This window comes from Campylobacter sp. VBCF_01 NA2 (assembly GCF_027797205.1).
Taxonomy (GTDB): domain Bacteria; phylum Campylobacterota; class Campylobacteria; order Campylobacterales; family Campylobacteraceae; genus Campylobacter_B.
Genome location: NZ_CP115607.1, coordinates 596,881 through 623,183 on the forward strand (window position 1 = coordinate 596,881; position 26,303 = coordinate 623,183).

Here is a 26,303-nt window from a genome sequence, read left to right on the forward strand (position 1 = left end):
TTAATAAAAGATTACTTTTGCGGGCTGAAAATTTAAAATTTGCCATTAATAAAATTTGTAATATAAATTTAATCTCAAATTTTATAAAATCGCTAAATTTTTAAAATTTTGGGGCAAATTTTGACAAAACTTATCATCGTTACCTTTATTTGGGCGTTTAGCTTTTCGCTAATCGGCGAGTTTTTGCGCGGGATTGATAGCGCGTATTTGGCGCTTTCGCGCGTGGCTTTGGCGTTTGTGTGCTTCGTGCCGTTTATGAAAATTAGGGGTGTAAATTTGCGCCTAGCAGGGCAAATTTGCGCGATTGGCGCAGTGCAAATCGGCATAATGTATATTTTTTATTACAAAAGTTTTGCGTATCTCAAAGTCTATGAAGTGGCGCTTTTTACGATATTTACGCCGTTTTATGTAACGCTGATATATGACGCGTTTGCTAGGCGTTTTCGCTCGCTTTATCTGCTTAGTGTTTCGCTTGCGGTTTTGGGGGCATTTGTGATTAAATTTAATGGCATAAACTCTGAGTTTTTAACCGGATTTTTGCTGATTCAAGGGGCGAATTTGTGCTTTGGCGCAGGTCAGAGCGCGTATAAATACCTCTTCGAAAGCAAGGGCCTTGGCGAGCAAAAAGAGCTTTTTGGCTATTTTTTCCTAGGCGCGGTGATTGCGTGCGCGCTTGTGGCGGCGCTTTTTGGAAACGCGGCGAAATTTAATCCAAACGCAGAGCAGGTCGCAATCATAATTTTTATGGGCGTGGTAAGCTCCGCGCTTTGCTATTTTTTGTGGAACAAAGGCGCTTGCGAAGTCGATGCTGGCGTGCTTGCGATTATGAATAACGCTCTAATCCCAGCTGCGATTATCGTAAATTTAGCCCTTTGGCACAAGGACGCTGAGCTTGGCAAATTCCTAATCGGTAGCGTAATAATCGCTTCTTCACTAATCCTACACAAAAAAATAATGAAATTTTATGCAAAAGCCTAAATTTGGTTAGTTTTGATTAGCTTTTGTAAAATTTAGAGATAGAATTTGTAATTAAAATTTCGCAAAATTTCATTAGGTTTAAATTTGTTCGCTAAAATTGCGGATTTGAATTTAAAAAAAAGTTGGAGAAGATGAAAAAAATAGTCAAAATTTTAGTTATTTTAGCCCTGATTTCGGGCGGATATTTCGCGTATAAAAAATTTGGCGCAAAAGATGAAGCCCCAAAAATCCTAACCACAAAAATGCAAAAAGGCAATATCCGTGGCACCGTGACAGCCACTGGCGAGGTTTATGCGCAAGAGTTAGTCGATGTGGGTGCGCAAGTAGGCGGTCAAATCAAAAAGCTCTATGTCAAAGTCGGCGATGTGGTCAAGGCCGGCGATATGATAGCCCAAATCGACTCAGTTACCCAAGAAAACAATATCGCCAAGGAAAAGGCGCAGTTAAACATCTATGAGGCAAATTTGGTTTCAGCCAAAATCGCTAGCGATAACGCCCAGATTCAATACAACCGCGAGCTTAAACTCTACAAAGCAAACGCGACCTCGAAAGAAGCCCTAGAAAACGCCAAAAACAATCTCGCTGCAAAAGAGGCAGCCAAAAAACAGATCGAAGCGCAAATCGAGCAGACCAAACTCTCTTTAAGCACGGCTGAGACAAATTTAGGCTACACCAAAATCACAGCCCCTACTAGCGGGACAATTGTATCGGTGCCGGTAGAAGAGGGCAAAACCGTAAATGCCAACCAAACCACACCAACAATCGCAAAAATCGCAGATTTAAGCAAAATGGAGATAAAAATGGAAGTCGCCGAGGGCGATATTTCTAAAATCAGTGTCGGCACGCCGGTAGAATACTATATTCTCTCAAATCTCAATGATGTGCGCCAAGCCCATGTCTCTCACATAGACCCAGGTCTTACTACGCTAAGTGATGGCAGCTACGACAAGGCTAGCACGAGTGCGAGCTCATCAAAAAGCGCTGTTTATTTTTATGTCAAATCCTTAATCGATAATAGAGATAATTACCTAAAAATCGGCATGACGACAGAGTGCGAAATCATCGTAAATCACGCAGAAGACACAAACTATCTGCCAACTTCTGTGATTAAACGCGATGAAAAAGGCGATTATGTCATGGTAAAAAGGGGTTTTGGCTCAGAGAAAACCTATATCAAAAAGGGTATTAGCGATGATTTAAATACCGAAATTTTGGGCGGTTTGAGCGATGATGATGAGATTATCATCGCAGATGGTTCAAACGCCAATCAAATCGGCGATGGCAGAGGCGGACGCGCTCCTAGAATGAGATTTTAAAATTTAAAATTTAACCATGATAAAGTTAGAAAATATAAACAAAAAATTCAAACTCGGCGACGATGAGGTTCATATCCTAAAAGATATAAATTTGCATATAAAAGCTGGCGAATTCGTATCAATCATCGGTCAAAGCGGTAGTGGAAAATCCACGCTGATGAATATCATCGGCTGTATCGATACGCCAACTAGCGGAAGCTATAAAATCGACGATAAAGAGGTTGCTAAGCTTAGTTCAGATGAGCTTGCAAGCCTTAGAAGCAAGAAATTTGGCTTTGTTTTTCAAAAATACAATCTCATTGCCTCAATCGACGCTACCGAAAATGTCGCCCTACCAGCCGTGTATGCAGGCGTGCCATCTCATGCTAGGATTAAGCGCGCAATAGAGCTTTTAGAAGGTTTAGAGCTAGGCGATCGCACGAAAAATTTGCCAAACAAACTCTCGGGCGGACAGCAGCAACGCGTCTCTATCGCAAGGGCTCTCATAAATGGTGGCGAGATAATCCTAGCCGATGAGCCAACAGGCGCGCTTGATAGCAAATCTGGCGTCATGGTAATGGAGATTTTAAAAAAACTCCACGAAGAAGGTCATACCATAATCGTCGTAACCCACGATAGCAATGTTGCTTCAATCGCTGATAGGATTGTCGAGATCAAAGACGGCCAAATTTTAAGCGATAATGTCAAAATGGGGCGCACATTTGATTTGCATAAAGAAAAGCTAGAAAAAGAAAACTCGCTTTTCTCCGCCAAAGATCAGTTTATAGAGAGCTTTAAAATGTCAGTCAGCGCGATATTTTCGCATAAGTTGCGCTCGATTTTGACAATGCTTGGAATTATAATCGGAATTGCCTCAGTTATCTGCGTCGTTGCCCTAGGAAACGGCTCAGAGGAGAGGATTTTATCAAATATCCGCTCGATTGGCACAAATACCATTAGCGTCTATCCGGGGCGAAATTTCGGCGATATTAGAGCAGGCGGGATAAATACTCTAACCAAAAACGACTCCCTGGCATTAGCGCACCAGCCTTATGTGGATTATTCTACGCCAAATTCGCGCACGAGCGGAACGCTGACTTACGCTAGTATGAGTGCGACGGGGCAGGTTTTTGGCGGTGATGTAAATTCGCTCGCAGTCAGCGGAATAGATGTGGTAGAGGGGCGAAATTTCAACGAAGATGATATAAAATACTCAAATTCTGTCATCATCATCGACCAAAACACTAAAAAAACGCTATTTAAAGGCGTTGAACCACTTGGAAATACGATTTTATTCAACGGCAGGGCTTTGCGCATAATCGGCATAGCTGGCGAGGATAAAAACGCCTTTGGCAGTAGCGAGAGTTTGCGCGTGTATGCGCCATATACGACCGTGATTGATAAAATTTCAGGCGATAGGCAGATTAGCTCAATCACGGTCAAAATCAAAGACGATGTCAGCACCGCAATGGCCGAGGAGAGTATCACACAGCTATTAATCCAGCGCCATGGCACGAGGGACTTTCATACGCGAAATTCAGATACGATTAAGCAAACGATAGAGAGCACGACAGGCACGATGAAAATTTTAATCGGCTCAATCGCCTTTATTTCGCTAATCGTGGGCGGAATCGGCGTAATGAATATCATGCTGGTCTCAGTTACCGAGCGCACCAGAGAGATCGGAATCCGCATGGCAATCGGCGCCAAAGAGGGCAATATCTTGCAACAATTCCTAATCGAGGCGATTTTGCTATGCTGGTTCGGCGGAATTTTGGGAATTTTGTTTGCGCTTTTAATCGGATTTAGTTTTAACTCGCTAAGTCCTGATTTTTCGATGAAATTCACCATTGCGCCGATAATTGTATCCTTTGCGGCTTCATCTGCTATCGGGATAATTTTCGGGTATTTGCCAGCAAGAAGTGCAAGCAAACTAAACCCAATCGACGCATTAGCACAGGAGTAGAGATGAAATTTAATATATTTGTAAGCGCAGTTTTTGTGGCGTTTTTTGGCGGGTGTGCCGCGATAAATAGCAACCTTGATTACGAAGTGCAAGATAGCTTTATAGACGAAAACGAAACCTATGAAATCGCGCAGGATTGGTATAAGGGATACAATCAGCCATATTTAAATGCCCTTGTTGATGAGGCTTTGGCGAAAAACCACGATTTGCGCGCAGCGGCGTTAAATTTAGAGCGCGCGTATGCGAATTTAGGCCTTAGCAAAGAGGATTTATTCCCTACGCTTGGGGCTTCGTGGGGAGCGGGCGCAAACCGCGATATCAGCAGAAGCGATGAGTGGAGCAAGACTTATAGCTCTGGCTTTAATGTCAGCTATGAGCTAGATCTTTTTGGGCGGATTCGCTCGAACATAAATGCTAGCGAGTGGGACGCGAGTGCGAGTGTGTTTGACTTGCAAAACGCCCGTTTGACGCTGATAAATTCGGTCGTGAGCGGGTATTTTGAGATGCTTTATCTAAACGATGCGCTAAAATGGACGAAGCAAAATTTAAAAGATTATGCGCAAATCGAGCAAATCGTCAAGGCAAAATACGATTATGGCAGATCCGAGCTCATCGAATACAAGCAGGTGCAAAACAGCATTTTGAATCTCAAAAACCGCGTTTTAGAAATCGAGAAAAATATCGAGGACAACCGCAAATTTATGCGTGATTTAATCTCGCCTGACTTGGAGTTTCGCGCAGATTTGCCAAGCATTGAGAGCGTGAAATTTCTAGGCGCAGACCTTAGCGTGCCTTACACTGCTTTGCATAATCGCCCAGACATTAGAGCTGCGATTTCTAGGCTAAATGCGGCGTTTTATGACCACAGACGCGCAAGGCTAAATTTCTTCCCGCGCGTAAATTTGGGCGCAGGGTTAAATTCAGCTAATACAGATAAATTTAGCGATGGATTTGATTTGAAATTTTTGAGCGGAAATGTCAGCATTAGTCTGCCGTTTTTGGACTATGGACGGCTAAAATCGCAGTTAAGGATAGCTGAGGTGGATTTTTACGCTTACCGAAATTCTTACGAAAAAACCCTAAGCGGCGCAGTAAATGAGACGCTAAATTTGTATAGAATTTACGAAATCAACCGCGCAAGGCTTGCAAATTTAGCTGATACTTACAAAACAGCCAGTGAAATCGAGCGCATTTACCGCGTCAAATACGACGCAGGTGCTAGCGAACTAAAAGATTTTTTGGAGGCTAGATCGAGTGCGATTTCGGCGCGAATAAATCTACTTGCGCAAAGATATGCGAGTATGCAAAATGAAATTTCGATTTACCGCGCTATGGCTGGTAAATTTCGCCAAAAATTTTAAATTTTAAAATTTGTTTAGCATTGAAAAATTTAGTTTTTCAATGCTTTTTAAGTAAAATTTTTGTAAAATCCACACCTTAAATTTTTTAAAAAAGGAAGAATATGAAAAGAACATATCAACCACACAACACCCCTAGAAAGCGCACACACGGCTTTCGTGTAAGAATGAAAACAAAAAATGGACGCAAAGTTATCAACGCAAGACGCGCCAAAGGTAGAGCAAGATTGGCTGCGTAGGTAGTTTCGCTCCGATAAGCGAAAATCAGGTTTTTTCAGAAGTTTATAAAAGTGCTGCGAAATGGCACTGTGATTGCGCTGTCGTGTATTTTATGGACGGCGAGCGCAGGTTTAGTGCGATAGCTAGTAAAAAGATTGGAAATGCGGTTAAGCGAAATCGCACCAAACGCCTGCTAAGAGCGGCGTTTTATAATCAGCAAAATTTATTAAAAGATGGCACTTTTATCATTATCGCAAAAAAACAGATTGAAAACATGAGTTTTAAAGAGATAGAGCGAAGTTTGCGTTGGGCTTTTAAAAAGATAGGTTCGATAAAATGAGAAATTTTTGTGTTTTTTTGATTAAATTTTACAGAGCCTTTATTTCACCTCTTTTACCTGCGAGTTGTCGCTACTATCCCACATGCTCTACTTACGCGCTCTATCAGTTTAAATTTAACCACCCCTTACACGCATTTTTTGCTACATTAATTAGAATTTTAAAGTGCAACCCTTTTTTCAAGGGCGGTATAGATCACCCTATCATCAAGCATAATTTTAAATTTAATTTTTTTTGGGCATGCAAAAACAGTGCTTTGGGCGTAAAACCAAAAATTTGGTTTATACCATATTCAAAAAATCAGTATTATATAATATTTAGGAGATAATCGTGTTAGATCAAATATCCCAACAAAAACGCCTAGGACTAGCTATTTTGCTAGCTTTTTTGTTTTTTGTGGCATACGACCATTTTTATATGTCAAAAGTCAGAGCTGCTATGGAGGCGAACAAAACAGCCACTGCCGCACAAAGTGCGCAAAGCGTGGCAAAACAAGCCCCAACTAGCGCAAGTGCTAGCATAACTCCAAGCGCAAGCGCGGGTGCGAGCGCGCAAAATCAGTTGGTCAAAATCGTCGGCAAAGAGGCGAATTTTACGATTGATAATTTCGGTCGCATTAGCTCATACACACTAAATGATAAAAAATTTACAAAAGATGGCGAACCGATAAATTTAATCAGCCAAAATGGCGATTCAAAACCGCTTGAAATTAGATTTGAAGACGCTAATTTAAATGAGTTAGCATTTTCGACGCCATATACTGCTTCCGCTGATAGATTAGATATCACAAACGGCGCGGCTAGCGTGGTTTTGACGCAAAATTTAGGCGATTTTGTAGTTAGTAAAAATTTGAAATTTAACCCAAATGGAAGTTACGAAATCGATATCAAATTTAACCGCCCGACTTCGTATTTTATCACACCTGGCTCTCGCCCTGATGTCGAGGTAGATGGATACACAATCCACGGTATCACAGTGGGCAAAAGCGACGATACAGTGGAGATTTTCGAAGACGGCGATGTGAGCGAAAACGAACGCGTCGAAAACGCTGTATTTGTGGCTAGCTCAGATAGATACTACACGAGCCTATTTTTTGGCGAAAATTTAAACACCACGATTACTAGCGCAAACGATATTTCGCAAGCCTTCATTAGAACAAACGGCGATTTTAAGAGCATTGGCTATATCGGACCGAAGGATTATGTAACCCTAAAAGAGGTAGATCCAAAGCTAACTAATGTCATCGAGTATGGCTGGTTTACCTTCATCGCAAGGCCTATGTTTAAATTTTTGCGCTGGATTTACAGCCATGTAGGCAACTGGGGCTGGGCGATTGTGATACTTACGCTAATTATCCGCGCAGCACTCTTTCCGCTTAGCTACAAGGGTATGTTATCAATGAATAAGCTAAAAGATTTAGCCCCAAAAATGAAAGAGTTGCAAGAAAAATACAAAGGCGATCCGCAAAAATTGCAAATGCACATGATGGAGCTATATCGCAAAAACGGCGCGAACCCAATGGGCGGATGTTTGCCGATACTACTTCAAATCCCGGTATTTTTCGCGATTTACCGCGTGCTTTTAAACGCAATCGAGCTAAAAGGCGCCGAGTGGGCTATGTGGATCCACGATCTATCGCTAAAAGATCCATATTATATCTTGCCGATTTTGATGACAGCGCTTATGTTTTTACAGCAAAAGATCACGCCTACTTCATTTACAGACCCAATGCAAGAGAAGGTAATGAAATTCTTACCACTAATGTTTGGTGTGTTTTTCCTAATGTTCCCAGCGGGTCTTACGCTGTATTGGACTGTGAATAATATGTGTTCGATAGTGCAACAATATGTCATAAACAAAATCTTTGCTCGCCAAAAGCAAGCCCAAATTTCGGAGAAAAAACATGAAAATTGAAGCGATAAATTTAACGCAAGCTTACCAAAAAGCAGCAGATGAGTTTGGGTGTTCGATTACTGAGCTAAATATCAGGGTGATTCAACAGCCAAGTAGCGGATTTTTGGGCTTTTTTAAGAAAAACGCCATTATCGAGGTTGTCAAAAAGGGCGAGAAATTTCCACAAAGCGAAAATTTAAGCCAAAAACCAAATGATGAGAAAAAACCGCAAAATTCGCAAAAAACTAGAAGCGCAAATTCGCACAAAGTCCGCAAAGAAAAGCCAAAAGCTACCATAAATGATGAAATTTGCAAAGATATCGAGCAAAAAATCACAAATTTAATCGCACAAAGCGGATTTAATCTTAGTGTTTGCGAGGTTAAAATTCACGATGAAAACAGCGTCTATATCAAAATCGACGGCGATGATAGCGCGCTTTTAATCGGCAAAGAAGGCCACAGATACAAGGCATTTTCGTATATGATTTATAACTGGATTAGTATGAAATACAACCTCTCTGTCGTTTTTGAAGTGGCTGAATTTTTGCAAAACCAAAGCAAACATATTGATTCGTATGTGGGCGCATTAAAGGCGAACGCAAACGGCTCAAAAATCGTAACCAAGCCATTTGACGGGGCATTTGTCAAAATCGCTAGCGACAAGATTAAAGAAAGCTTCCCAGATCGCACGATCGGTATCAAATCCACTCGTAACGGCAAAATCATCATAATCGACGAAAAAAATTAATGAATCAAACAATCGCTGCTATCGCCACCGCTCATGGAGTCGGTGGAATATCAATCGTGCGTATAAGCGGGGCAGGCGCCCTGCAAATCGCGCGCGAAATTTCACATAAAAATGACTTCTCACCGCGCCACGCCACACTAGCGAATTTATACGGCACTGACGGGGTGAAATTTGGCGAGGCGATTTTTATATATTTCAAAGCCCCGCATAGCTTCACTGGCGAAGATGTCGTGGAGATACAAACACACGGCGGACTTATTAGCTCGTCTATGGCGCTTGATAGCGTGGTTTCGCTAGGAGCGCGTATCGCTGAGCCTGGGGAGTTTAGCAAAAGGGCGTTTTTAAATGGCAAAATGGATTTAAGCAAGGCTGAGGCGATTAGCGATTTGATACTTTCTCGCTCAGAAAGTGCGGCTAAGATTTTATCTCGTAACTTGCACGGCGAGCTTGAAGGCTTTGTAAATGACCTGCGCGCTAAGCTTGTCAAAACTCTTGCATTTGCCGAGGTTTGCATAGATTATGCCGAAGAGGATTTGCCACGCGATGTGCTTGAAAATTCGCTAAAAATGCTAAATGAAAACATAGAAAATTTAGAAAAAATCACCCAGATTAGCAAGAGCAGAAAAGGGTTAATCGAGGGCTTTAAGGTCGCAATCGTAGGCAAACCAAATGTGGGCAAAAGCAGTATTTTAAACGCGCTTTTAAACTACGAGCGCGCAATCGTCAGCGATGAGGCGGGCACGACTAGGGATAGAATCGAAGAGAGCCTTAAAATCGGCACTCACCTAATCCGTATCATTGATACAGCAGGCATTAGGCATGGCGAGAGCAAGACCGAAAATATCGGCATTTCATACTCAATCAAGGCGATTGATGAGGCTGATATTATCCTGGCTGTGTTTGATAGCTCTGCGAAATTTGAGAACGAAGATGAAAAAATCGTCCAAATTTTGGAGCAAAAAAGCAATAAAAAAATATTTTATATCCTAAATAAATCTGATTTAGCGCAAAATTTTGCATATAATTTTGCGCAAAAACCGCTTAAAATTTCAGCCAAAAATGGCGTCGATGAGATTTTAAAAGAGCTTGAAATTTATCTAAATTCGCAGAATTTCGACGGACTTATGCTAAGTAATACTCGCCAAATCAATGCTTGCCAAAACGCGCTAAACGCCCTAAAAAGCGCGCGCGAAAAGCTAAACGAGGCCGAGCTTGAAATTTTTGCTTATGAAATGAATCGCGCCATAGAGCAGATTTCATCGATTTCTAGGCCCTTTGAGAGGGACGAAATTTTAGATGAAATGTTTGGGAATTTTTGCCTAGGAAAGTGATTTTATATCTTATTTAGCCAAAATTTACTATAATTACCCCTTTTAATAAGGGTGAAAATGAGAGAAAAATTTGAATATTTCCTAGCCGTAATTTTAATAAAATTAGCCAAAATTCTACCGACAAATTTCTTATATTTTTTCTTTGATTTCTTGGCGAAATTCGCCTTTTTTGCGCTAAAATCACGCGCAAAAATCGCTATAAAAAACCTCAGCCTTGCCTACCCACAAAAATCAGCTGGCGAGATTAAAACCCTAGCGCGCGAAAATTTCCGCTCTGTGGCCAAAACCCTGACCCAAACCCTGCTTTTCTACCATGAAAGGCTCGATTTTAACGCACTTATTGCAAACAAAGATGAGGCATTAGAAAAGGTAAAAGCGCTAAAAGGCGACAGCAAAAACGGCATTTTGTTTTTTACAGCGCATTTTGGAAACTGGGAAGTTTTAGCCCATTTTTGCGGCGCAAACGGCTTTCCTATGGCGGTTGTGGGACGCAGGGGAAATAACGAACTCATCGAAGATCGCCTAGTTACGCCATTTCGCAAAAAATACGGCAACGAGCTAATCTACAAAGATAACGCCATGCGCGGGCTTGTCGAGCGTCTAAGGGCGGGCAAAAATGTAGGAATCCTGCCAGATCAAAAGCCGGGCGGAAAAAACAGCCTAAAAACCACATTTTTTGGGCGCAAGTGTTACACCACAAAGACGATTGCGTCGCTGTATTTGAAATTTAACCCAGTCCTAATCCCCATTTTTGCGCGTCGCATGAGTGATGGTCGCTACGAAATCGTCATCAAAGATTTCACCCCGCCAAGCGCGGATTTGGATAAATCACAGGCTGAGCAGTTTATAACCCAGCAGTGCAACGATATCTTCGAAGAGGTCGTGCGAAGCGCGCCCGAGCAGTGGTTTTGGATGCATAATCGCTGGAAAGTTGGCTAATGAGAGCGCTTATCTTTACCGACGGGCGCAAGGGGCATGAGAGCCAAAGCGTGGCGTTTTGCGAGTTAAAAGGCTTGGAATTTGAGCTTTGCAAGGTTAGTTATAAAAACAAAATTTTAAAAATTCTCTCATATTTTTTGGATTTTTTGGGGCTGAAATTTAAAATTTTCGAGTGCGAAAACAAAAATTTTGCGAATTTTGACATTTTCGTGGGAGCTGGGTCTGTGACATACTATCCCTTAAAATACTGTGCCGCGAAATTTGGCAAAAAAAGCGTTGCGCTAATGTATCCAAAAGGCTATAAAAAGGACTTTTCGCTCATTTTCGCTAACGCTCACGATACCACGCAAACTGCGCCAAATGTGGTGATTTTGCCGACGAATTTAAACCTTAGCAAAGTAGCGAATTTCTACGCTCCCAAAAAAAGCGCGATCGCATTTGTCATCGGTGGGCCAAACGCTTCGTTTGATATGAGTAGCGAAATTTGCGAGATTATAGAAGAGATTAAGGCGAAATTTCCGCTCCACGAATACACTCTGACTACTAGCCCACGCACACCACGCGATATCGAGGTGCAGTTTGAGCGCGCGAATTTCGATTTTAGCGTGATTTATAGCAAAAATCAGATTAATCCAATCGGCGATTTTTTGGAGGGTTGCGAGTGGATTTTTATCACGCAAGATTCTGTTTCGATGATAAGCGAGGCTGTGTGCAATGGTCGCGCAAATGTCGCTGTTTTGGCACTTCCACGCAAAAATTCGCACAATAAATTTGACGATTTTATCGCAAATTTAGCGCAAAATGAGTGTTTGCGAATTTACGCTAAAAACGGCGAGTTAAAACCGACAAAAAAGATAAATTTAAGCCAAATTTTACAAGGAATTAGCCTATGAGAGTGGTGCAAATACTGCCAGAACTTAACGAGGGCGGCGTCGAGCGCGGTGTGGTCGAGCTCACGCGCGAATTTGCTAAATTTGGCGTGGAGAGCGTGGTGATTAGTAACAGCGGAAAGCTAGTAAGCGAGCTAGAAAAAAACGGCGTGCGCCACATAAAATTCGATGTTTGCTCCAAAAATATATTCACAGCGCTTTCCCGCGCTAGTGCGCTAAAAGAAATTTTGCGCGAGATCGCCCCAGATATCGTGCATGTGCGCTCTCGCGTGCCTGCGTGGCTAGTGAAATTCGCCAAAGGGGGGCTAAATTTTGGGCTAGTTAGCACCGTGCATGGGCTAAATTCTGTGAATTTTTACAGCAAAATCATGGTTGATGCCGATAAAATCATCTGTGTCAGCAACGCTACGAAGGATTATGTGGTGCGAAATTTCGGCGCAGATGTCAGCAAAATCAGGGTGATTCCGCGCGGAATTGATTTGGATAAATTTAATCCTAGGAATTTAGACGCCGAATTTATGGCGAAATTTCGCGCCGAATTTGGGCTAAAAAAGGGCGATTTCATCGTCGCAAGTGTCGGCCGCATAACGCAACTCAAAGACTATGAAACACTCATAAAAGCGGGGCAAATTTTAAAGCAAAGCTTTGGTGAGGGGCTAAAAATTTTAATCGTGGGCGGTGTGCGAGAGGATAAAAAAGAGTATTTTTTGGGGCTACAAAATTTAGCGCGTGAGTTAAATTTGGCGCAAAGCGTGATTTTTGCGGGTTCGCAAAGCAAAATCCCTGAGATTTACGCGCTAAGCAATGTCGTCGTGAGTGCGTCGAAAAAACCTGAGAGTTTCGGGCGAAGTGTAGCCGAGGCGATCGCGCTAAATGCGCCTGTGGTGGCGAGCAATCACGGCGGCGTGCTAGATATAATCAAATCTGGCGAAAATGGCGAGTTTTTCGCCGTGGGCGATGAGAGGGGGTTAGCTGCGATGATAGAGCGCGCGAAGGATTATAAATTTGACGGATACGGCTACATAGCGGAGAATTTCAGTTTAGCACAAATGGTGGAGAAAACTATGAGTGTGTATAAGGAGATGGTGTGGTAAATTCGGTTAAGACTGAGGGTAAATTCGACTTTTTCAAAGCGATTTTTCTCTTTGCGTTGGCGGTTTGGACGATGTCGTTGCCGTTTAAAAACGCGGTGTATCAAGTGGGCTTCGTGCTTTTTGATTTGGTTTTTTTAAGCCATTTGATATATTTTAAAAATTTTGCTTTGGTAAGAGAAATTTTACAAAGTGTAAAATTTTTGGCTTTTTGCTTTGTTGGAATATTAATCGCTATGATAATCTCAAACTCCCTAAATACCGAGTTTTTAAGCAAAAAAAGCTGGGAGATAATAGCCCTTTTTCCATTTAGATATGGGCTTGTATTTGTGGGGCTTTGCTATTTTTATAGGCTTAAATTTTTTGGCGAAAAAGAGCTTAAAGTGCTTGTTTTTGCGGGACTTTTTTTGCTTTTGGCAAATGCGGTTTTTTATATCGTGCAAAATCCACAAATTTTAACCAAACTTAAAGATGGTGGCATTACTGGCGGACTCTCTACAAGAACTGCTTTTGGATTTTTTGCAGGACTCGGTTTTGTGCTTTCTCTAACCTTAGTGAAAAACTATGTTTTTAAAGCAATTTTTAGCATTATTTTTCTATTTTTTGTCATTTTTTCATTTACTAGAAGTGCGTGGGTTGGGTGTTTTGCTTGTCTGATTTTATTTTGTGCTTTTAATATCAAAAATTATAAGCTTATTTTGTCTATTTTTGTTTGTTTAGTGGCGTTTGCTTTGGTTGCATATTTTGGTTTCGATAGTGTCGCAGAGCGTTTTAGCGACCTAGCTAATGCGCGAACTAGTGGGCGAAATATTATTTGGGCATACTCGCTTGAAATGATTAGCGAACACCCAATTTTTGGCTGGGGCGTTGATACTTTTAGGAATTTAGCAAATTCCCCAGTTTTAAAAAATAGCACATTTAATGGCACTCACAATATGATTTTAGAGCTTTTGCTTCATACTGGAATTTTTGGTTTTATTATCTATATGAGCGCGATTTTAAGCAACTTTTGGCTCTGTATAAAAGAGAGAAAATTTGAAATTTTTATCATTTTTGCATATTTTTTCGTCGTTATGCAGTTTGATAGTTCTGTATTTACTTCAAAAGAAGCTTTGAGTTATTTGTTGATATTTACATTTCTTTTGTATTCTAAAAAAATACAAGGTAGGCAGATATGAATATTGTTCATTGTGCTGTTTTTAGAGAGTTAGAATATGGTAAATTTTTTTACAACACAGACAGAAAAATTTCTCACGGTTTGCACCAAAATGGGCATTTTGTCTATGATTTTAGTTATAGGGATGTCGAAAGAAGATTAAGGTTTCTAAAAATAAAAAATAGTGGCTTAGATAAAATGAATAAAGAATTAATTAGGGTTTGCAAAAACATAAATGCCGACTTGCTTTTAATCGGCAAAGGCGAAAAAATCGCAACTGCCACGCTAAAAGAGCTAAAAAAGGCACTTCCAAATTTAAAAATCGCACTTTGGTATGTGGATCATCTAAACGAAGTTTCACAGTTTTGGGAAAATTTGAGAGAAATCGACTGCTTTTTTTACGCAAATGCGCTGAATTTGCAAAAGCTTTCCAAGGATTATAAAAACGCCAAATTTGCCTTTTTCCCAAACATTTCCGACGCCGCCTTTGATAGATTTTACGAGCGCGAGAAAACAAACGATATAATCTACATTTCAAGGGATTACAAAGAGGATAATCGCCATAAATTCGCCATAATGCTTGATGAATTTTGTAAAAAAAATGGGGTAAAATGCGAAATTTACGCTAGTTTAGGAAACGGCACCATTTTTGGCGATGAATTTCACAAAGCAATCGCAAAAAGCAAAATCGCCATAAATTTCAACCGCGACGATGATTTAGAGTGCGAAAAATCGCAAAAATTGCTTGGGGCAAGTGATAGAATGGCGCAGTTTATGGGGTGTGGAGTTTGCACTTTTTCGCCTGTAATCGCGGGGTTTGAGAGATTTTTCACGCACGAAAAAGAGATAGTGTATTTCAAAAATCCGAGCGATTGTTTTGAAAAAATAAAAGAGTATTTGCATGATGATAAATACGCCAAAATTGCCAAAGCAGGGAGAGAAAAAGCTATAAATTTGGCAAACGCAAAGAGGGTGAGTAAATTTATGATAGAGACGATTTTTGCGGAAAATTTTAGCGAAAATTACGAGTGGCGCGAATATATTTACCAAAACGGAGAAAAGATTTGAGAATATTACATACACTTCATTGGGTGCAGTTTGCTGGGACTGAGCGAGTTTGTGTGGATTTATGCGACGAAATATCAAAACAAAATGAAGTTATTTTGCTAAGCAATAAAAATATCGAAAATTATATAAGCAAAAATGTCAAATTTATAAATTTTGATTTTGAAAAAAATCGTAGAAATCCATTTTTTTTGTATAAAACAGCGAAATTTATAGAAAAAATTCGCCCTGATATTATCCATTGTCATAACACAAAAGAGCTTGAAATCATGCGTTATATGCAGGTTTTTTTGAAGAAAAAAATTCCGTTAATCGCCGCAAAACACACTTTGGAATTCAAAAAAAATTATAAATTAGCTGATTTGTGCGTGGCTGTGTTAGATGAGACAAAAAAGATTTTACCGCCAAATTCTATAATTATCGAAAATGGAATTTTGTATAAAAAGCCAGAAAAGATTAAAAAACTAGATAAATTTCACATCATCAGCTCTGGCAGATTAAGCGCTGTTAAGCAAATGGATGTGGTCATCAAAGCGCTTAGTTTGGTAAAATTTGACTTTGTGTGCGAGATATTTGGTCAGGGCGAGAAGCAAGGTGAGCTAGAAAGGCTAATTAGCGAACTAAAACTTGATAAAAAGGTCTTTTTGCGTGGTTTCGTGGATAATATAAATGATCATTTAGCAAGCTGCGATTTGCAAATCATCGCTTCGAAATTCGAAGCTTACGGACTTGTGGCGATTGACGGGGTTTATTATTCGCCACTTATGATTTCGACGAATACTGGCATTTGTGAGCGAATTTTGCCTAGTGAGCTAAAATTTAGCGCCACGCCAGAAAATTTAGCTCACAAACTAGATGAAATCCACGCAAACTACGATAAATTCGTGCAAATTTTCGCCCTTATCAAAGCCAAAAAAGACGAATTTAGCGTAGCAAAAATGGCGCAAAAATACATTAATGCGTATGAAAATTTGATAAAGGATTTTAAAAAATGATATATTTTTTCGCAATTTTAGCCGTGGCGATTATAGCCTTTTCGTGTAGGTATAACTGGTGGCGGATCCCGCAGGGCTGGGATAAGGCGCGCGTGCTGATGTATCACTCCATAAGCGAGCATAAGGGCGATAAATTTGATAAATGGCGCGTTCGCCCAGCCGATTTTGAAGCGCAAATCGCGTGGCTAGCCAAAAACGGCTTTACGACTTTCACGCTTAGCGAGTTAGCAAATTTAGCCCAAATCCCGCCAAAATCGGTCTGTATTACCTTTGATGACGGATTTATGGATAACTACACAAACGCCTTTGAAATTTTAAAAAAATATAATTTCAAAGCCACGATTTTTGTGGTAGCTACTGCTACGCAAAACGACTGGGAGCGCGGAAATACCGAGCATTTAAGCCAAATTTTAACTAGCGATGAGATAAATTTAATGCACCGCTCAAATTTAATCGAGTTTGGCTCGCACACGCTAAGCCACGCGAATTTAGAGCGTTTGTGGGCGAGCGAGCCCGAAAAAGCGCGAGATGAAATCGAAAAATCCAAAAAAGAGTTAGAGAAAATCACCGGGCGAGAGTGCAGGGTTTTCGCCTATCCTTACGGCAAATTTAATGATGAAATTTTGTCATTTACTAGGAGTGTGGGATACTGCGCCGCGGTCGTGGTAAAGCGCGGACTTTACGAAGCGGGCGATGATAAATTTGCCATAAAGCGAATTGGCGTTTTGGGGACGGAGAGTTTTTTTGATTTTTGGCTGAAATTTACGCGCATAAGGAATAAACTATGATAAATGCAAGTGTCTATGCAATCGTGCAAAACGAAGAAAAACATATCGAACGAATGCTAAAAAGTGTCGCGGATTTCGCCGAAATCATCATCGTCGATAGCGGCAGCACCGATAAGACGCTAGAAATTGCAAAGAAATTTAATGCCAAAATTTACCACCACGACTGGCAAGGCGAGGGTGTGCAAAAAAACTATGCTTTTAGCCTGTGTTCGCACGAGTGGGTGCTAAATTTAGACGGCGACGAGGAAGTAAGCGCTGAGCTAAAAGCTGAAATTTGCGAGTTTATGGCGCAAGACGAATTCGACGGGCTTGATATTAAATTTCACGAATTTTACATGGGCGGGATTGTCGATGATAGGGTGCGCAAAAACACCCATATCAGATTTTTTCGCAAAAGCTCTGGTGAGTATCGAAATTTGGGCGTTCATGCGCAAGTCAGCATAAATGGCAAGGTGCGAAAATCTCGTGGCGTGATTTATCATTTTAGCGATAAACCAATCAAAGAGCTAGTGAGCAAAAACAACAACTATTCGAGCCTGCGCGCACAGCAAAAATTTGAAAAAGGCAAAAAACCGAGCCTAGCCAAACTGCTTTTTATCTTTCCGCTTGTCTTTTTCAAATCGTATTTTTTAAGGCGAAGTTTTTTCGACGGCAAAAAAGGCTTCATAATCGCCGTTATAAACGCATTTTACGCATTTATGAAAGAGGCGAAATTGTATGAAATTTGGCTTAACAAAAAAGGAAATTAAGCAAAATTTAGCTATTATAAAAAGTTATTAAATTCCACTAAAAGGGCGATAAAATGGATAAAAAAACCATTGCGGCACACAAAATCAGCGAAGACGAATATGCGAAAATTTTAGAAATTCTAGGGCGTGAGCCAAATTTGCTAGAACTTGGCATTTTTTCGGCTATGTGGAGCGAACACTGCTCATATAAATCAAGTAAAAAATACCTAAACGGCTTTCCAACCAAAGCCCCATGGGTCATACAAGGTCCAGGCGAAAATGCCGGTGTTATCGACATTGGCGGTGGCATGGCAGCTGTTTTTAAAATGGAAAGCCACAATCACCCTAGCTACATTGAGCCGTTTCAAGGCGCAGCCACGGGCGTAGGCGGAATTTTGCGCGATATTTTCACAATGGGCGCAAGAGTCGAAGCAAATCTAAATTCGCTTCGTTTTGGCGATGTCGTGGGAAATTCCAAAACAAATCGCTATCAAAGATATTTAGTCAAAGGCGCAGTTAGCGGTATCGCACACTATGGCAACTGCATGGGAATTCCTACGATAGGCGGCGAAACGACATTTGATAGCAGTTTTAACGGAAATATTTTGGTAAATGCCTTTGCTCTTGGAATTGTAAAAAGTGATGAAATTTTCTACGGCAAGGCAGAAGGCGTGGGAAACTCAGTCATTTATGTAGGCTCAAAAACAGGCAGGGACGGGCTTGGTGGAGCTGTTATGGCAAGTGATAGCTTTAACGATGAAAACAAATCTCTTCGCCCGACCGTGCAAGTTGGCGATCCGTTTGCCGAAAAGCTTTTAATGGAAGCTTGTTTGGAGCTTTTTAAGACTGACTATGTCGTTGGAATCCAAGATATGGGTGCGGCGGGGCTTACATCGAGCAGTTTTGAAATGGCAGGACGAAGCGGAAGCGGTATGAAAATGCACCTTGATCGTGTCCCTATGCGTGAAAGCGGTATGACGCCTTATGAGCTAATGCTAAGCGAAAGCCAAGAAAGAATGCTAATTTGCGCGAAAAAAGGTTGCGAAGATAAGATAAAAGAGATTTTTGCGAAGTGGGATTTAGACGCAGAAGTCATCGGCGAAGTAACCGATACCGGTAAAATGGAGCTTTACTGGCACGGCGAGTTAGCTGGCGAGATTCCAATCGAGCCTTTAAGCGAAGCAGCACCGATTTTAGACCGCCCTACAAAACGCCCAGCGTATTTGGACGAAATCGCAAACCAAAATTTATGCACATGCTCTGATAAATTTGACATAAACGCCGATTTTGACAAGGTTTTTTCGCACCCAGATGTGCTAAATAAATCACTCATTTACGATCAATACGACGCAAATGTCGGGCTAAACTCAGCCAAACGCCCAGGCAAATTGGGTGCAGCGGTAATGAGAGTCAAAGAAAATGGCACAAAACTCGCAATCGCTATGGATTGCAACACCCGCATGAATTATATAGATCCTTTCACTGGCGCAGCACTTGCTGTGGCTGTGAGCGGACGCAAGGTAGCCCTTAGTGGCGCGACACCGCTAGCCATAACTGACTGCCTAAACTACGGCAACCCGCAAAACCCAGAGGTTATGTGGCAGTTCGCACAGGGCGCAGAGGGTATCAAAGAGGCCTGCAAGGCTCTAAATACGCCAGTTGTGAGCGGAAATGTGAGTTTGTATAACGAAACAGAGGGTGTGAGTATCCAGCCGACCCCTGCGATCGTAACCGTGGGCGTAAATAACGGCGAGATTATCCCTAGTGATTTCACTCAGGCTGATACTAGCGTCTATTTGGTGGGCGATACATACGGCGTGTTTTCAGGTTCGCTGTATCAACAAGCCATAAAAGGCGCAATCGGAGGCATGCTACCAAAGCTAGATTTAGTCAAAGAGCGCAAACTTTGGGATTTTGCGATTAAAGCGGGCCAACAGGGCGCATTGCGCTTCGCAAACTCAGTAGGAATCGGTGGCGTGGCAATCACCCTAGCCAAAATGGCGTGTGTGGGCAAAATGGGTGGCGAGTTTAAAATGCCGTGCGATGATGAGAGAGATATTTTCGACGAGAGCTTTACTCGCGCGATTTTCGGCGTAAAAGATGAAGCAAAATTTGAAAGTTTGGCGCGCGAAGCAGGGCTAAATTTCGTAAAACTAGGCATTACTGGCGGTAAAATTTTCCAAATCAATAGCATTTCGCGCGATTTGGGAGAGTTGAGCGAAATTTATTTCAACGAATTTGCGAAAATCATTAGAAGCGAAGATTAATAGTGTCGAGTATTTTTTATCTATTTTTGGCTTTTTTGCTTTATCATTTTATAAAGGGATTTATAAGCGGTATTAGCGGAAATTCCGGCTATGAGAGAAAAGAGCCAAAAATGAGCCTTGAAGAGGCGAAAATTTTAATCACCCTAACTGCAAAGGTCGCCAAAAGCGACGGCGTGGTAAATGAGACAGAAGCCACGATGATAGGCGAGATTTTGGACGATTTGGTTCGCAAAATGGGCGGTGGCGAAAACGAGAGAAAACTTTTGAAGCAAGTTTATAAGATAAACAAAGACAAAGAGCACGATATCTACTCTCTCGCGTTTCATTACAATCAAAAATTTCACCTAAGTTCGAGCCGAAAAGCGGCACTAATTTATTTTTTCTTAAACATAGCCTATATCGATCGCTCATTTAGCGAGCAAGAGCGAGATATAATCGCCAAAATCGCGCGCGGATTTGGTATGCCTTCCCATGTGGTAAGTCAAATTTTTGCTATGTTTGAGGCGAGCTATTATGGCACATACGGCGGTTCTAGCCAAAACTACGATAACCGCGGGCGTGGTGGCTACCAAAATAGCCGAAATTCTGGCGGTTACGGCGATAGTCGCGGTGGCAGTTATGGCGGAAATTACGGCGGCGGATATCAAAATTCTAGCTCTGGTGGCGGATATGGTGGTTCTGCGCGAAATACAAGCTCGAAAAAAGACCCTTACGAAGTCTTGGGCGTGGATAAGAGTGCAAGTTTTGGCGAGATAAAGAAAAAATACCGCGAACTAGTCAAAAAATACCACCCAGATATTTTAATGGGCAAGGGCGCAGATGACGAGATTATCCAAGAAGGCACGAAAAAGCTTCAAGAAATCAACGAAGCGTATGAGAGCTTAAAAGAAAAATTTGGCGAGTAAAATTTAAATAAATTTCAATTTATAAGGAGTGAGCATGAGAGCGTTAATCAGCGTTAGCGACAAAGACGGCGTAGTAGAATTTGCAAAAGATTTGGCAAATTTGGGTTGGGAAATTTTAAGCACGGGTGGCACATATAAGCTACTTTGTGAAAACGGCGTAAATGCTGTGGAAGTGAGTGCCTACACAGGAAGCCCTGAGATGTTTGAAGGCAGAGTAAAAACCCTGCACCCAAAAATTCACGGCGGAATTTTGCATAAAAGGGACGACAAAAATCACGCCGAACAAGCCCTAAAACACGGCATTGGCGGAATTGATTTGGTGTGTGTGAATTTATATCCTTTCAAACAAACCACGATTCGCACAGATGATTTTGATGAGATTATCGAAAATATCGACATTGGCGGACCTGCCATGGTGCGAAGTGCAGCGAAAAATTTCAAAGATGTTTTGATAGTAACGGACATTTTGGATTATGATTTAGTTATCGAAAAAATCAAAGCAAAAGCCGATGATTTGGAATTTCGCCGAAGCCTTATGATAAAAGCCTACGAGCACACTGCCGCGTATGATAGCATGATAGCAAACTATATGAACGAGCGATTTAACGGCGGTTTTGGTGCTAAAAAATTTATCACAGGCTCAAAAGTCATGGCGACAAGATACGGCGAAAACCCGCACCAAAAGGGTGCTTTATACGAATTTGAAAACTTTTTTAGCCTAAATTTCAAAGCCCTAAAAGGTGAAGCAAGTTTTAACAATATGACCGATATTCACGGCGCAGTCATGTTAGCAAGTAGCTTTGGCGAAGCCCCAGCAGTGAGTATCTGCAAACACGCAAATCCGTGTGGGTTTGCCATAAAATCGAATTTGCTAGAAAGCTATACCGAAGCGCTTAAATGCGACCCTGTTTCGGCTTATGGTGGCGTGGTGGCGATAAATGGCACACTTGATAGAGCGTTAGCAGAGAAAATCAATGAAATTTTTGTGGAAGTCATAATTGCAGCCAATGTCGATGACGCCGCACTTGAAGTCTTTGCAAACAAAAAACGCATTAAAATTTTCACGCAAGAGAATAAATTTTTAATGCGTGAAAATGATAAATATGACTTTAAATTCATAGACGGGGGATTTGTCTATCAAGAACGCGACTATGTAGGTGCTGATGAGGTCAAAAATGCCAAATGCGTTACCAAGCGTTCGGCAAATTCTGGCGAATTTACCGATTTGCAAATCGCTTGGCAGGTGGCAGCTCTGACTAAATCAAACTGCGTTGTGTATGTGAAAAACTCGGCAATGGTGGCGATTGGCATGGGTATGACAAGCCGTGTCGATGCTGCGCGCGCTGCCGTGGCAAAAGCAAGGGATTTGGGGCTTGACATGAGCGGCTGTGCTTTGGCAAGTGAAGCGTTTTTTCCTTTCAAAGATAGCATAGAAATCGCTAATGAAGTGGGCGTAAAAGCGGTGATCCAACCGGGCGGCTCAATCCGTGATGATGAAGTAGTTGCAGCAGCAGATGAGTTTGGCATGGCGATGTATTTTACAGGAATTCGCCACTTTTTGCATTAAAATATTATTTGCAATTAAACGAGCCTAGCTTTTTCACAGCGTGGGCTAGGACAGTTAGTCTAGTCCGTCGCCCACTCCGTGAAAAATCGTCGCATAAGTGTTAAATTTTGCAATTCCAAATCTAACTTTCGTAGGGTGGGCATCCTTGCCCACCATGATTGTTAATTAAATGATTAAAATGATAAAATTCAATGTAAAGAAATTGATGGGCAATAATACCCACTCTACTATTATTTTTTAGCTTCCATTTCTAATTCTCTCGGACACCAAGCAGATTTGCCATTATCAAGTCTAACAGCTTTTACTAATGAAAATGTGCTTTCTGATACTATAAATTTATCGTCTTTTATAATAACATCGCATTTATTTGCACTCATATAATTATATGCAGCTAATATTTGCTTTTCATTTATGAGTTTAGCCATAGTATTTGTTACTTTGCCGACATTATCTTTATCTTGGCAACACACATAAGTTCTAGTAGCAGTAAGTGTTTTAGCTTCAAGGTTTGAAATTAAAACAACTATTGAAAGAAACAAAGTAAATTTTTGCATTTGAAAATCCTTATTTTAAATTTACCTAACCATAGTTAGTTGATAAGAAATTATAATATTTATATACTTATGGCTAGTTTAACCATAGGTAGGCGACAAAGTGAAAGACTGCACCATTACAGACGAACAAATGGAGCAAATTTACAAAACTATCGGCGAAAATGTCAAACGCATACGCACACAAAAGGGCGTTTCGCAACTAAGCCTAGCTATGGCGATAGGTCACAAGGCAGTCGGCACGATTTCTATGGCTGAACTTGGCATAAACAAAAAACACTTCAACATAGAACACCTAGTTAAAATCGCAAATGTCCTAGAAGTCAGCGTTTGCGAGTTTTTCAAATCAATCAAAATTTAAATTCGCTTGTCATTGTGAGGCGTGAAACGCCGAAGCAATCCAGAGAAATTTAAAGGGCTCTTGAATTTTAAAATTTTTGAATTTAAAAATTTCGGAGCAGTGTTACTGGAATAAAAATTTTAAAATTCAATAGATTATTTTTTGGATTGCTTCGTTTTGTTTGCAATGATAAATTAGAGATTATGGAATTTTACTGGATTGCCACGGCGACAAGTCGCCTCGCAATGACAAACTATGCAAATTTTCGCAATTACAAACCAAACAACTAAGCCCAAATTCCTTATAAATTTATCTCATTTCTAAGCCATAGCATTTCACTACGCTATTAAGTAAATTTAAACTTATAAAAGGCTATAATTTTGGCTTTTTCAAACCAATAAAAAGAGGGTTTTAAGCAGATGAATTTCTTATCATTGCCCAATGCTGGGCGACAAAACGAGTTGGATATAGCGAGGGGTCTTGCTGTAATCTTTATGGTGCTAATCCACTGCGTGGAATACTTCTACAATGGCGAAGATTCCGTGTTTTTCAAGGTCGCAAACTTCCTAGGCTCACCGCCTGCTGCGCCTGTTTTTATGTTTATTTTGGGTTGCGGTATTGTGTATTCTAGGCGTAGTGCGCCGGGGCTACTTTTTAGGCGCGGTGTGATATTTTTGGTGTTATCTTATGTCTTTAATGCGCTTGTGTATGTGCTTCCATACTACATTAGCTCTAAGCTAAACGATGACGCTGAAATTTTCGAAGAAAACTGGACGCAGATTTACGATGCGGACATTTTGCAGTTTGCGGGACTTGCATTTATATTTTTTGCGCTAATGAAAAAGCTAAATTTATCAAATTTAGGCTATCTCATAGTGGGAATCATCTGCTCAGGCGTGGCAATGTATCTAGGCGAGAATTTCGCAGAGTTTGAATCTGACGCAATGTTGGCAGTAACAGGGCTATTTTGGGGCACACACGAGGGAAGCTATTTTCCATTTTTAAGCTGGATTGCCTATCCGATAGCTGGATATTTATTCGCTGATATTTTAATCTACACTCGCCCAGAAGATAAAGGCGCACTATATACAAAACTAAGCCTTATTTGCGCGGTTATCTTTATCGCATCTGCTGTGGTATTGGCTAAGTTTTATGCGTGGGACGATATGATGGACGGCGATCCATACTACCACCAAAACATATTTTTTAACATAATGTTTATCGCCTTTGTTTTGGCGTGGATTGGGCTAATGTATCTGGTAGCCAAAGTGCTTCCAAATCTCATTATGTCGTGTTTAAAAACGATAAGTGTGCTTGTAACGCCGTTTTATGTGTTGCAATACATTTTCATCATTTATATTGCTGTGCTTGTTTTTGGCGACGAAGCAGAGTGGGAGATGACGCCTGTGCTACTAATGTTTGTAGCTGTGAGCGTGCTATCATACATCGTGGCGGTAATCTACTCAAAAATTCGCAAAGCATAAAAAAAGGCTACCGAAATTTCGGTAGCCTAAATTTTAAAATTTTACTCTCCAAATTTAACTAAAAAACAGCAAATTTACCATTATTATGATTATTGCAAATGGTGCGATAAATCTTAGCGAAAAATACCAAAGCTCAAATGCACCATTGCCCATATCTTCGCCAAAAAATTCCGCCAAAATGGATTTTTTCATCACAAATCCGACGAAAATCGCCGAACTTAGCGCGCCAAGAGGAAGCATGATATTTGAGGTCAAAAAGTCTAAAATATCGAAAAAACCCTTGCCAAAAAATGTAAAACTCTCGCCAAATTCCGCGTTCATTGATAGCGTGCAACACGCTCCTAGCGCGCCTACGACTATGCCCGATAACCCGCACGCTCTATTTCTAGAAATGCCAAAATGATTGACAAGATACAAGATAAATGGCTCTATCATCGAAACTGCGCTCGTAATCCCGGCAAAAAACAGCGACACAAAAAACAAAATCGCTAAAATTTGCCCCATAAAACCAAGCTTAGCAAACATCGTGGTAAGCGATACAAACACCAATCCCGCGCCCTGAGATGGGCTAGCGTTAAATTCGAAGATAAATGTAAATACGATTAGCCCCATCATTAGCCCGATTGCGATATTGATAAATACGATATTTACGCAACTTTTCACTAGCTTTACTCCCTCTCCTAGGCTAGCAGCATACGCAGCGATACAGCCAATCCCGATACAAAGGGTAAAAAGTGAAAGCCCAAGCGCGTCAAGCACGCTAGCGACGGTGATTTTGGAAAAATCAGGCGTGAATAAAAACTTCACCGCCTCGCCAAACCCGTCCATAAAAACCGCATATCCTAGCATTAAAAGCAAAAGCACGAAAAGCAGGGGCATCATTATCAAATTTAGCTTTTCTATGCCGCTTTTGATTCCGCGCGATACCACAAAAAGTGTCAGCACAAGCCCTAACGCATAAAATGCAAGGCTTGAAAATAGCGAGTGCGAAATCACGCCCCCAAAGAGTGCGCCAGCCTCATCTACTGAGGCAGGAAGTGCGCTAAAACCGATGAAAATATATCTCATAACCCAGCCAAGGATTACGAGATAAAATGACAAAACAAAAATTCCGCCTACTATGAAAATTCCAGCGAATTTCCACTTTTCGCCGTTTTTGGGGTCGAGATATCTATACGCGCTAGGCAAATCGGCTCTGCTAATGCGCCCAATCGCCATTTCGGCTAAAAATAGGCTAAACCCAATCCCAAGCGTGAGCACGAGGTATAAAAGCACAAATGCGCTTCCGCCGTTGCTGCCGACTAGGGTTGGAAACTTCCACGCATTTCCAAGCCCCACAGCACCGCCAGCGACCGCTAAAACAAAGCCGATTTTGCTAAATTTATCGTTCATAATCTTTCTTTAAATTTCA

25 protein-coding genes are annotated in these 26,303 nt (G+C 41.1%); 23 read left to right on the top strand and 2 right to left on the bottom strand.

Features of this window, described 5'->3' with window-relative positions; translation table 11 throughout:
* The first annotated feature begins 120 nt into the window (after positions 1-120).
* From PF027_RS03205 to purH, 21 genes are all read left to right on the top strand, one after another.
* Entirely contained in the window at positions 121-978 is an 858-nt protein-coding gene (locus tag PF027_RS03205) for an EamA family transporter (protein WP_270871969.1), read from the top strand.
* Between the two features lie 131 nt (positions 979-1,109).
* On the top strand, positions 1,110-2,294 hold the full coding sequence (locus tag PF027_RS03210) for an efflux RND transporter periplasmic adaptor subunit (RefSeq protein WP_270871968.1): 1,185 nt from the start codon (positions 1,110-1,112) through the stop codon (positions 2,292-2,294).
* Positions 2,295-2,310: 16 nt separating this feature from the next.
* The gene (locus PF027_RS03215) at positions 2,311-4,239 is read left to right on the top strand and encodes a MacB family efflux pump subunit (RefSeq protein ID WP_270868317.1); all 1,929 of its coding nucleotides are present in this window, start codon (positions 2,311-2,313) and stop codon (positions 4,237-4,239) included.
* 2 nt (positions 4,240-4,241) lie between these two features.
* Positions 4,242-5,600, top strand: coding sequence for a TolC family protein (locus PF027_RS03220; protein ID WP_270871967.1), 1,359 nt, complete (start codon positions 4,242-4,244; stop codon positions 5,598-5,600).
* Between the two features lie 101 nt (positions 5,601-5,701).
* Entirely contained in the window at positions 5,702-5,836 is a 135-nt protein-coding gene (rpmH, locus tag PF027_RS03225; protein ID WP_270859069.1) for a 50S ribosomal protein L34, read from the top strand.
* Positions 5,837-5,850: 14 nt separating this feature from the next.
* Entirely contained in the window at positions 5,851-6,156 is a 306-nt protein-coding gene (rnpA, locus tag PF027_RS03230; RefSeq protein ID WP_270859218.1) for a ribonuclease P protein component, read from the top strand.
* On the top strand, positions 6,153-6,482 hold the full coding sequence (gene yidD / locus PF027_RS03235) for a membrane protein insertion efficiency factor YidD (RefSeq protein ID WP_270859068.1): 330 nt from the start codon (positions 6,153-6,155) through the stop codon (positions 6,480-6,482). Before rnpA ends, yidD begins: the two co-directional genes overlap by 4 nt.
* A 2-nt stretch (positions 6,483-6,484) precedes the next feature.
* On the top strand, positions 6,485-8,068 hold the full coding sequence (yidC, locus tag PF027_RS03240; protein ID WP_442867873.1) for a membrane protein insertase YidC: 1,584 nt from the start codon (positions 6,485-6,487) through the stop codon (positions 8,066-8,068).
* On the top strand, positions 8,058-8,795 hold the full coding sequence (locus PF027_RS03245) for a Jag N-terminal domain-containing protein (protein ID WP_270861867.1): 738 nt from the start codon (positions 8,058-8,060) through the stop codon (positions 8,793-8,795). The genes yidC and PF027_RS03245 overlap by 11 nt, the downstream gene beginning before the upstream one ends.
* A complete protein-coding gene (gene mnmE / locus PF027_RS03250; RefSeq protein ID WP_270861866.1) occupies positions 8,795-10,126 on the top strand; it encodes a tRNA uridine-5-carboxymethylaminomethyl(34) synthesis GTPase MnmE in 1,332 nt (443 codons plus the stop codon). Before PF027_RS03245 ends, mnmE begins: the two co-directional genes overlap by 1 nt.
* A 57-nt stretch (positions 10,127-10,183) precedes the next feature.
* A complete protein-coding gene (locus tag PF027_RS03255) occupies positions 10,184-11,065 on the top strand; it encodes a lysophospholipid acyltransferase family protein (RefSeq protein WP_270861865.1) in 882 nt (293 codons plus the stop codon).
* The gene (locus PF027_RS03260) at positions 11,065-11,958 is read left to right on the top strand and encodes an ELM1/GtrOC1 family putative glycosyltransferase (RefSeq protein ID WP_270861864.1); all 894 of its coding nucleotides are present in this window, start codon (positions 11,065-11,067) and stop codon (positions 11,956-11,958) included. Before PF027_RS03255 ends, PF027_RS03260 begins: the two co-directional genes overlap by 1 nt.
* Positions 11,955-13,049 (top strand): glycosyltransferase family 4 protein, encoded by a 1,095-nt coding sequence (locus PF027_RS03265; protein WP_270871963.1) that lies wholly within the window; start codon positions 11,955-11,957, stop codon positions 13,047-13,049. The genes PF027_RS03260 and PF027_RS03265 overlap by 4 nt, the downstream gene beginning before the upstream one ends.
* The gene (locus PF027_RS03270) at positions 13,043-14,224 is read left to right on the top strand and encodes an O-antigen ligase family protein (protein WP_270871962.1); all 1,182 of its coding nucleotides are present in this window, start codon (positions 13,043-13,045) and stop codon (positions 14,222-14,224) included. The genes PF027_RS03265 and PF027_RS03270 overlap by 7 nt, the downstream gene beginning before the upstream one ends.
* A complete protein-coding gene (locus PF027_RS03275; RefSeq protein WP_270871961.1) occupies positions 14,221-15,270 on the top strand; it encodes a glycosyltransferase family protein in 1,050 nt (349 codons plus the stop codon). Before PF027_RS03270 ends, PF027_RS03275 begins: the two co-directional genes overlap by 4 nt.
* On the top strand, positions 15,267-16,262 hold the full coding sequence (locus PF027_RS03280) for a glycosyltransferase (protein ID WP_270871960.1): 996 nt from the start codon (positions 15,267-15,269) through the stop codon (positions 16,260-16,262). Before PF027_RS03275 ends, PF027_RS03280 begins: the two co-directional genes overlap by 4 nt.
* Positions 16,259-17,050 carry a polysaccharide deacetylase family protein gene (locus PF027_RS03285; protein ID WP_270871959.1) on the top strand — a complete coding sequence of 264 codons (792 nt, stop codon included), beginning with the start codon at positions 16,259-16,261 and terminating at the stop codon, positions 17,048-17,050. The genes PF027_RS03280 and PF027_RS03285 overlap by 4 nt, the downstream gene beginning before the upstream one ends.
* A complete protein-coding gene (locus tag PF027_RS03290; RefSeq protein ID WP_270859056.1) occupies positions 17,047-17,799 on the top strand; it encodes a glycosyltransferase family 2 protein in 753 nt (250 codons plus the stop codon). Before PF027_RS03285 ends, PF027_RS03290 begins: the two co-directional genes overlap by 4 nt.
* A gap of 53 nt (positions 17,800-17,852) precedes the next feature.
* Positions 17,853-20,045, top strand: coding sequence for a phosphoribosylformylglycinamidine synthase subunit PurL (gene purL, locus PF027_RS03295; RefSeq protein WP_270861858.1), 2,193 nt, complete (start codon positions 17,853-17,855; stop codon positions 20,043-20,045).
* 2 nt (positions 20,046-20,047) lie between these two features.
* Positions 20,048-20,950 carry a DnaJ domain-containing protein gene (locus tag PF027_RS03300; protein WP_270861857.1) on the top strand — a complete coding sequence of 301 codons (903 nt, stop codon included), beginning with the start codon at positions 20,048-20,050 and terminating at the stop codon, positions 20,948-20,950.
* Positions 20,951-20,984: 34 nt separating this feature from the next.
* Positions 20,985-22,517, top strand: coding sequence for a bifunctional phosphoribosylaminoimidazolecarboxamide formyltransferase/IMP cyclohydrolase (gene purH, locus PF027_RS03305; protein WP_270871958.1), 1,533 nt, complete (start codon positions 20,985-20,987; stop codon positions 22,515-22,517).
* A gap of 230 nt (positions 22,518-22,747) precedes the next feature.
* Here the strand turns inward: purH and PF027_RS03310 are convergent, their stop codons facing one another.
* On the bottom strand, positions 22,748-23,071 hold the full coding sequence (locus PF027_RS03310; RefSeq protein ID WP_270871957.1) for a hypothetical protein: 324 nt from the start codon (positions 23,069-23,071) through the stop codon (positions 22,748-22,750).
* A 100-nt stretch (positions 23,072-23,171) separates the two neighbouring features.
* Here PF027_RS03310 and PF027_RS03315 point away from each other — a divergent pair, with 100 nt between their 5' ends.
* Both PF027_RS03315 and PF027_RS03320 read left to right on the top strand, forming a co-directional pair.
* On the top strand, positions 23,172-23,429 hold the full coding sequence (locus PF027_RS03315) for a helix-turn-helix domain-containing protein (RefSeq protein WP_270861853.1): 258 nt from the start codon (positions 23,172-23,174) through the stop codon (positions 23,427-23,429).
* A 398-nt stretch (positions 23,430-23,827) separates the two neighbouring features.
* Positions 23,828-24,892, top strand: a complete 1,065-nt coding sequence (locus PF027_RS03320) for an acyltransferase family protein (RefSeq protein WP_270877352.1) — start codon at positions 23,828-23,830, stop codon at positions 24,890-24,892.
* Between the two features lie 54 nt (positions 24,893-24,946).
* On the opposite strand, the gene PF027_RS03325 is transcribed toward PF027_RS03320, so the two are convergent.
* On the bottom strand, positions 24,947-26,284 hold the full coding sequence (locus PF027_RS03325) for a sodium-dependent transporter (protein ID WP_270877353.1): 1,338 nt from the start codon (positions 26,282-26,284) through the stop codon (positions 24,947-24,949).
* Positions 26,285-26,303 lie beyond the last annotated feature (19 nt).

Coding starts and splice junctions, on each gene's coding strand:
- PF027_RS03210 (WP_270871968.1), top strand. CDS start 1,110: ATGAAAAAAATAGTCAAAATTTTAGTTATTTTAGCCCTGATTTCGGGC.
- PF027_RS03215 (WP_270868317.1), top strand. CDS start 2,311: ATGATAAAGTTAGAAAATATAAACAAAAAATTCAAACTCGGCGACGAT.
- PF027_RS03220 (WP_270871967.1), top strand. CDS start 4,242: ATGAAATTTAATATATTTGTAAGCGCAGTTTTTGTGGCGTTTTTTGGC.
- rpmH (WP_270859069.1), top strand. CDS start 5,702: ATGAAAAGAACATATCAACCACACAACACCCCTAGAAAGCGCACACAC.
- yidD (WP_270859068.1), top strand. CDS start 6,153: ATGAGAAATTTTTGTGTTTTTTTGATTAAATTTTACAGAGCCTTTATT.
- PF027_RS03245 (WP_270861867.1), top strand. CDS start 8,058: ATGAAAATTGAAGCGATAAATTTAACGCAAGCTTACCAAAAAGCAGCA.
- mnmE (WP_270861866.1), top strand. CDS start 8,795: ATGAATCAAACAATCGCTGCTATCGCCACCGCTCATGGAGTCGGTGGA.
- PF027_RS03255 (WP_270861865.1), top strand. CDS start 10,184: ATGAGAGAAAAATTTGAATATTTCCTAGCCGTAATTTTAATAAAATTA.
- PF027_RS03260 (WP_270861864.1), top strand. CDS start 11,065: ATGAGAGCGCTTATCTTTACCGACGGGCGCAAGGGGCATGAGAGCCAA.
- PF027_RS03265 (WP_270871963.1), top strand. CDS start 11,955: ATGAGAGTGGTGCAAATACTGCCAGAACTTAACGAGGGCGGCGTCGAG.
- PF027_RS03275 (WP_270871961.1), top strand. CDS start 14,221: ATGAATATTGTTCATTGTGCTGTTTTTAGAGAGTTAGAATATGGTAAA.
- PF027_RS03285 (WP_270871959.1), top strand. CDS start 16,259: ATGATATATTTTTTCGCAATTTTAGCCGTGGCGATTATAGCCTTTTCG.
- PF027_RS03290 (WP_270859056.1), top strand. CDS start 17,047: ATGATAAATGCAAGTGTCTATGCAATCGTGCAAAACGAAGAAAAACAT.
- purL (WP_270861858.1), top strand. CDS start 17,853: ATGGATAAAAAAACCATTGCGGCACACAAAATCAGCGAAGACGAATAT.
- purH (WP_270871958.1), top strand. CDS start 20,985: ATGAGAGCGTTAATCAGCGTTAGCGACAAAGACGGCGTAGTAGAATTT.
- PF027_RS03310 (WP_270871957.1), bottom strand. CDS start 23,071: ATGCAAAAATTTACTTTGTTTCTTTCAATAGTTGTTTTAATTTCAAAC.
- PF027_RS03320 (WP_270877352.1), top strand. CDS start 23,828: ATGAATTTCTTATCATTGCCCAATGCTGGGCGACAAAACGAGTTGGAT.
- PF027_RS03325 (WP_270877353.1), bottom strand. CDS start 26,284: ATGAACGATAAATTTAGCAAAATCGGCTTTGTTTTAGCGGTCGCTGGC.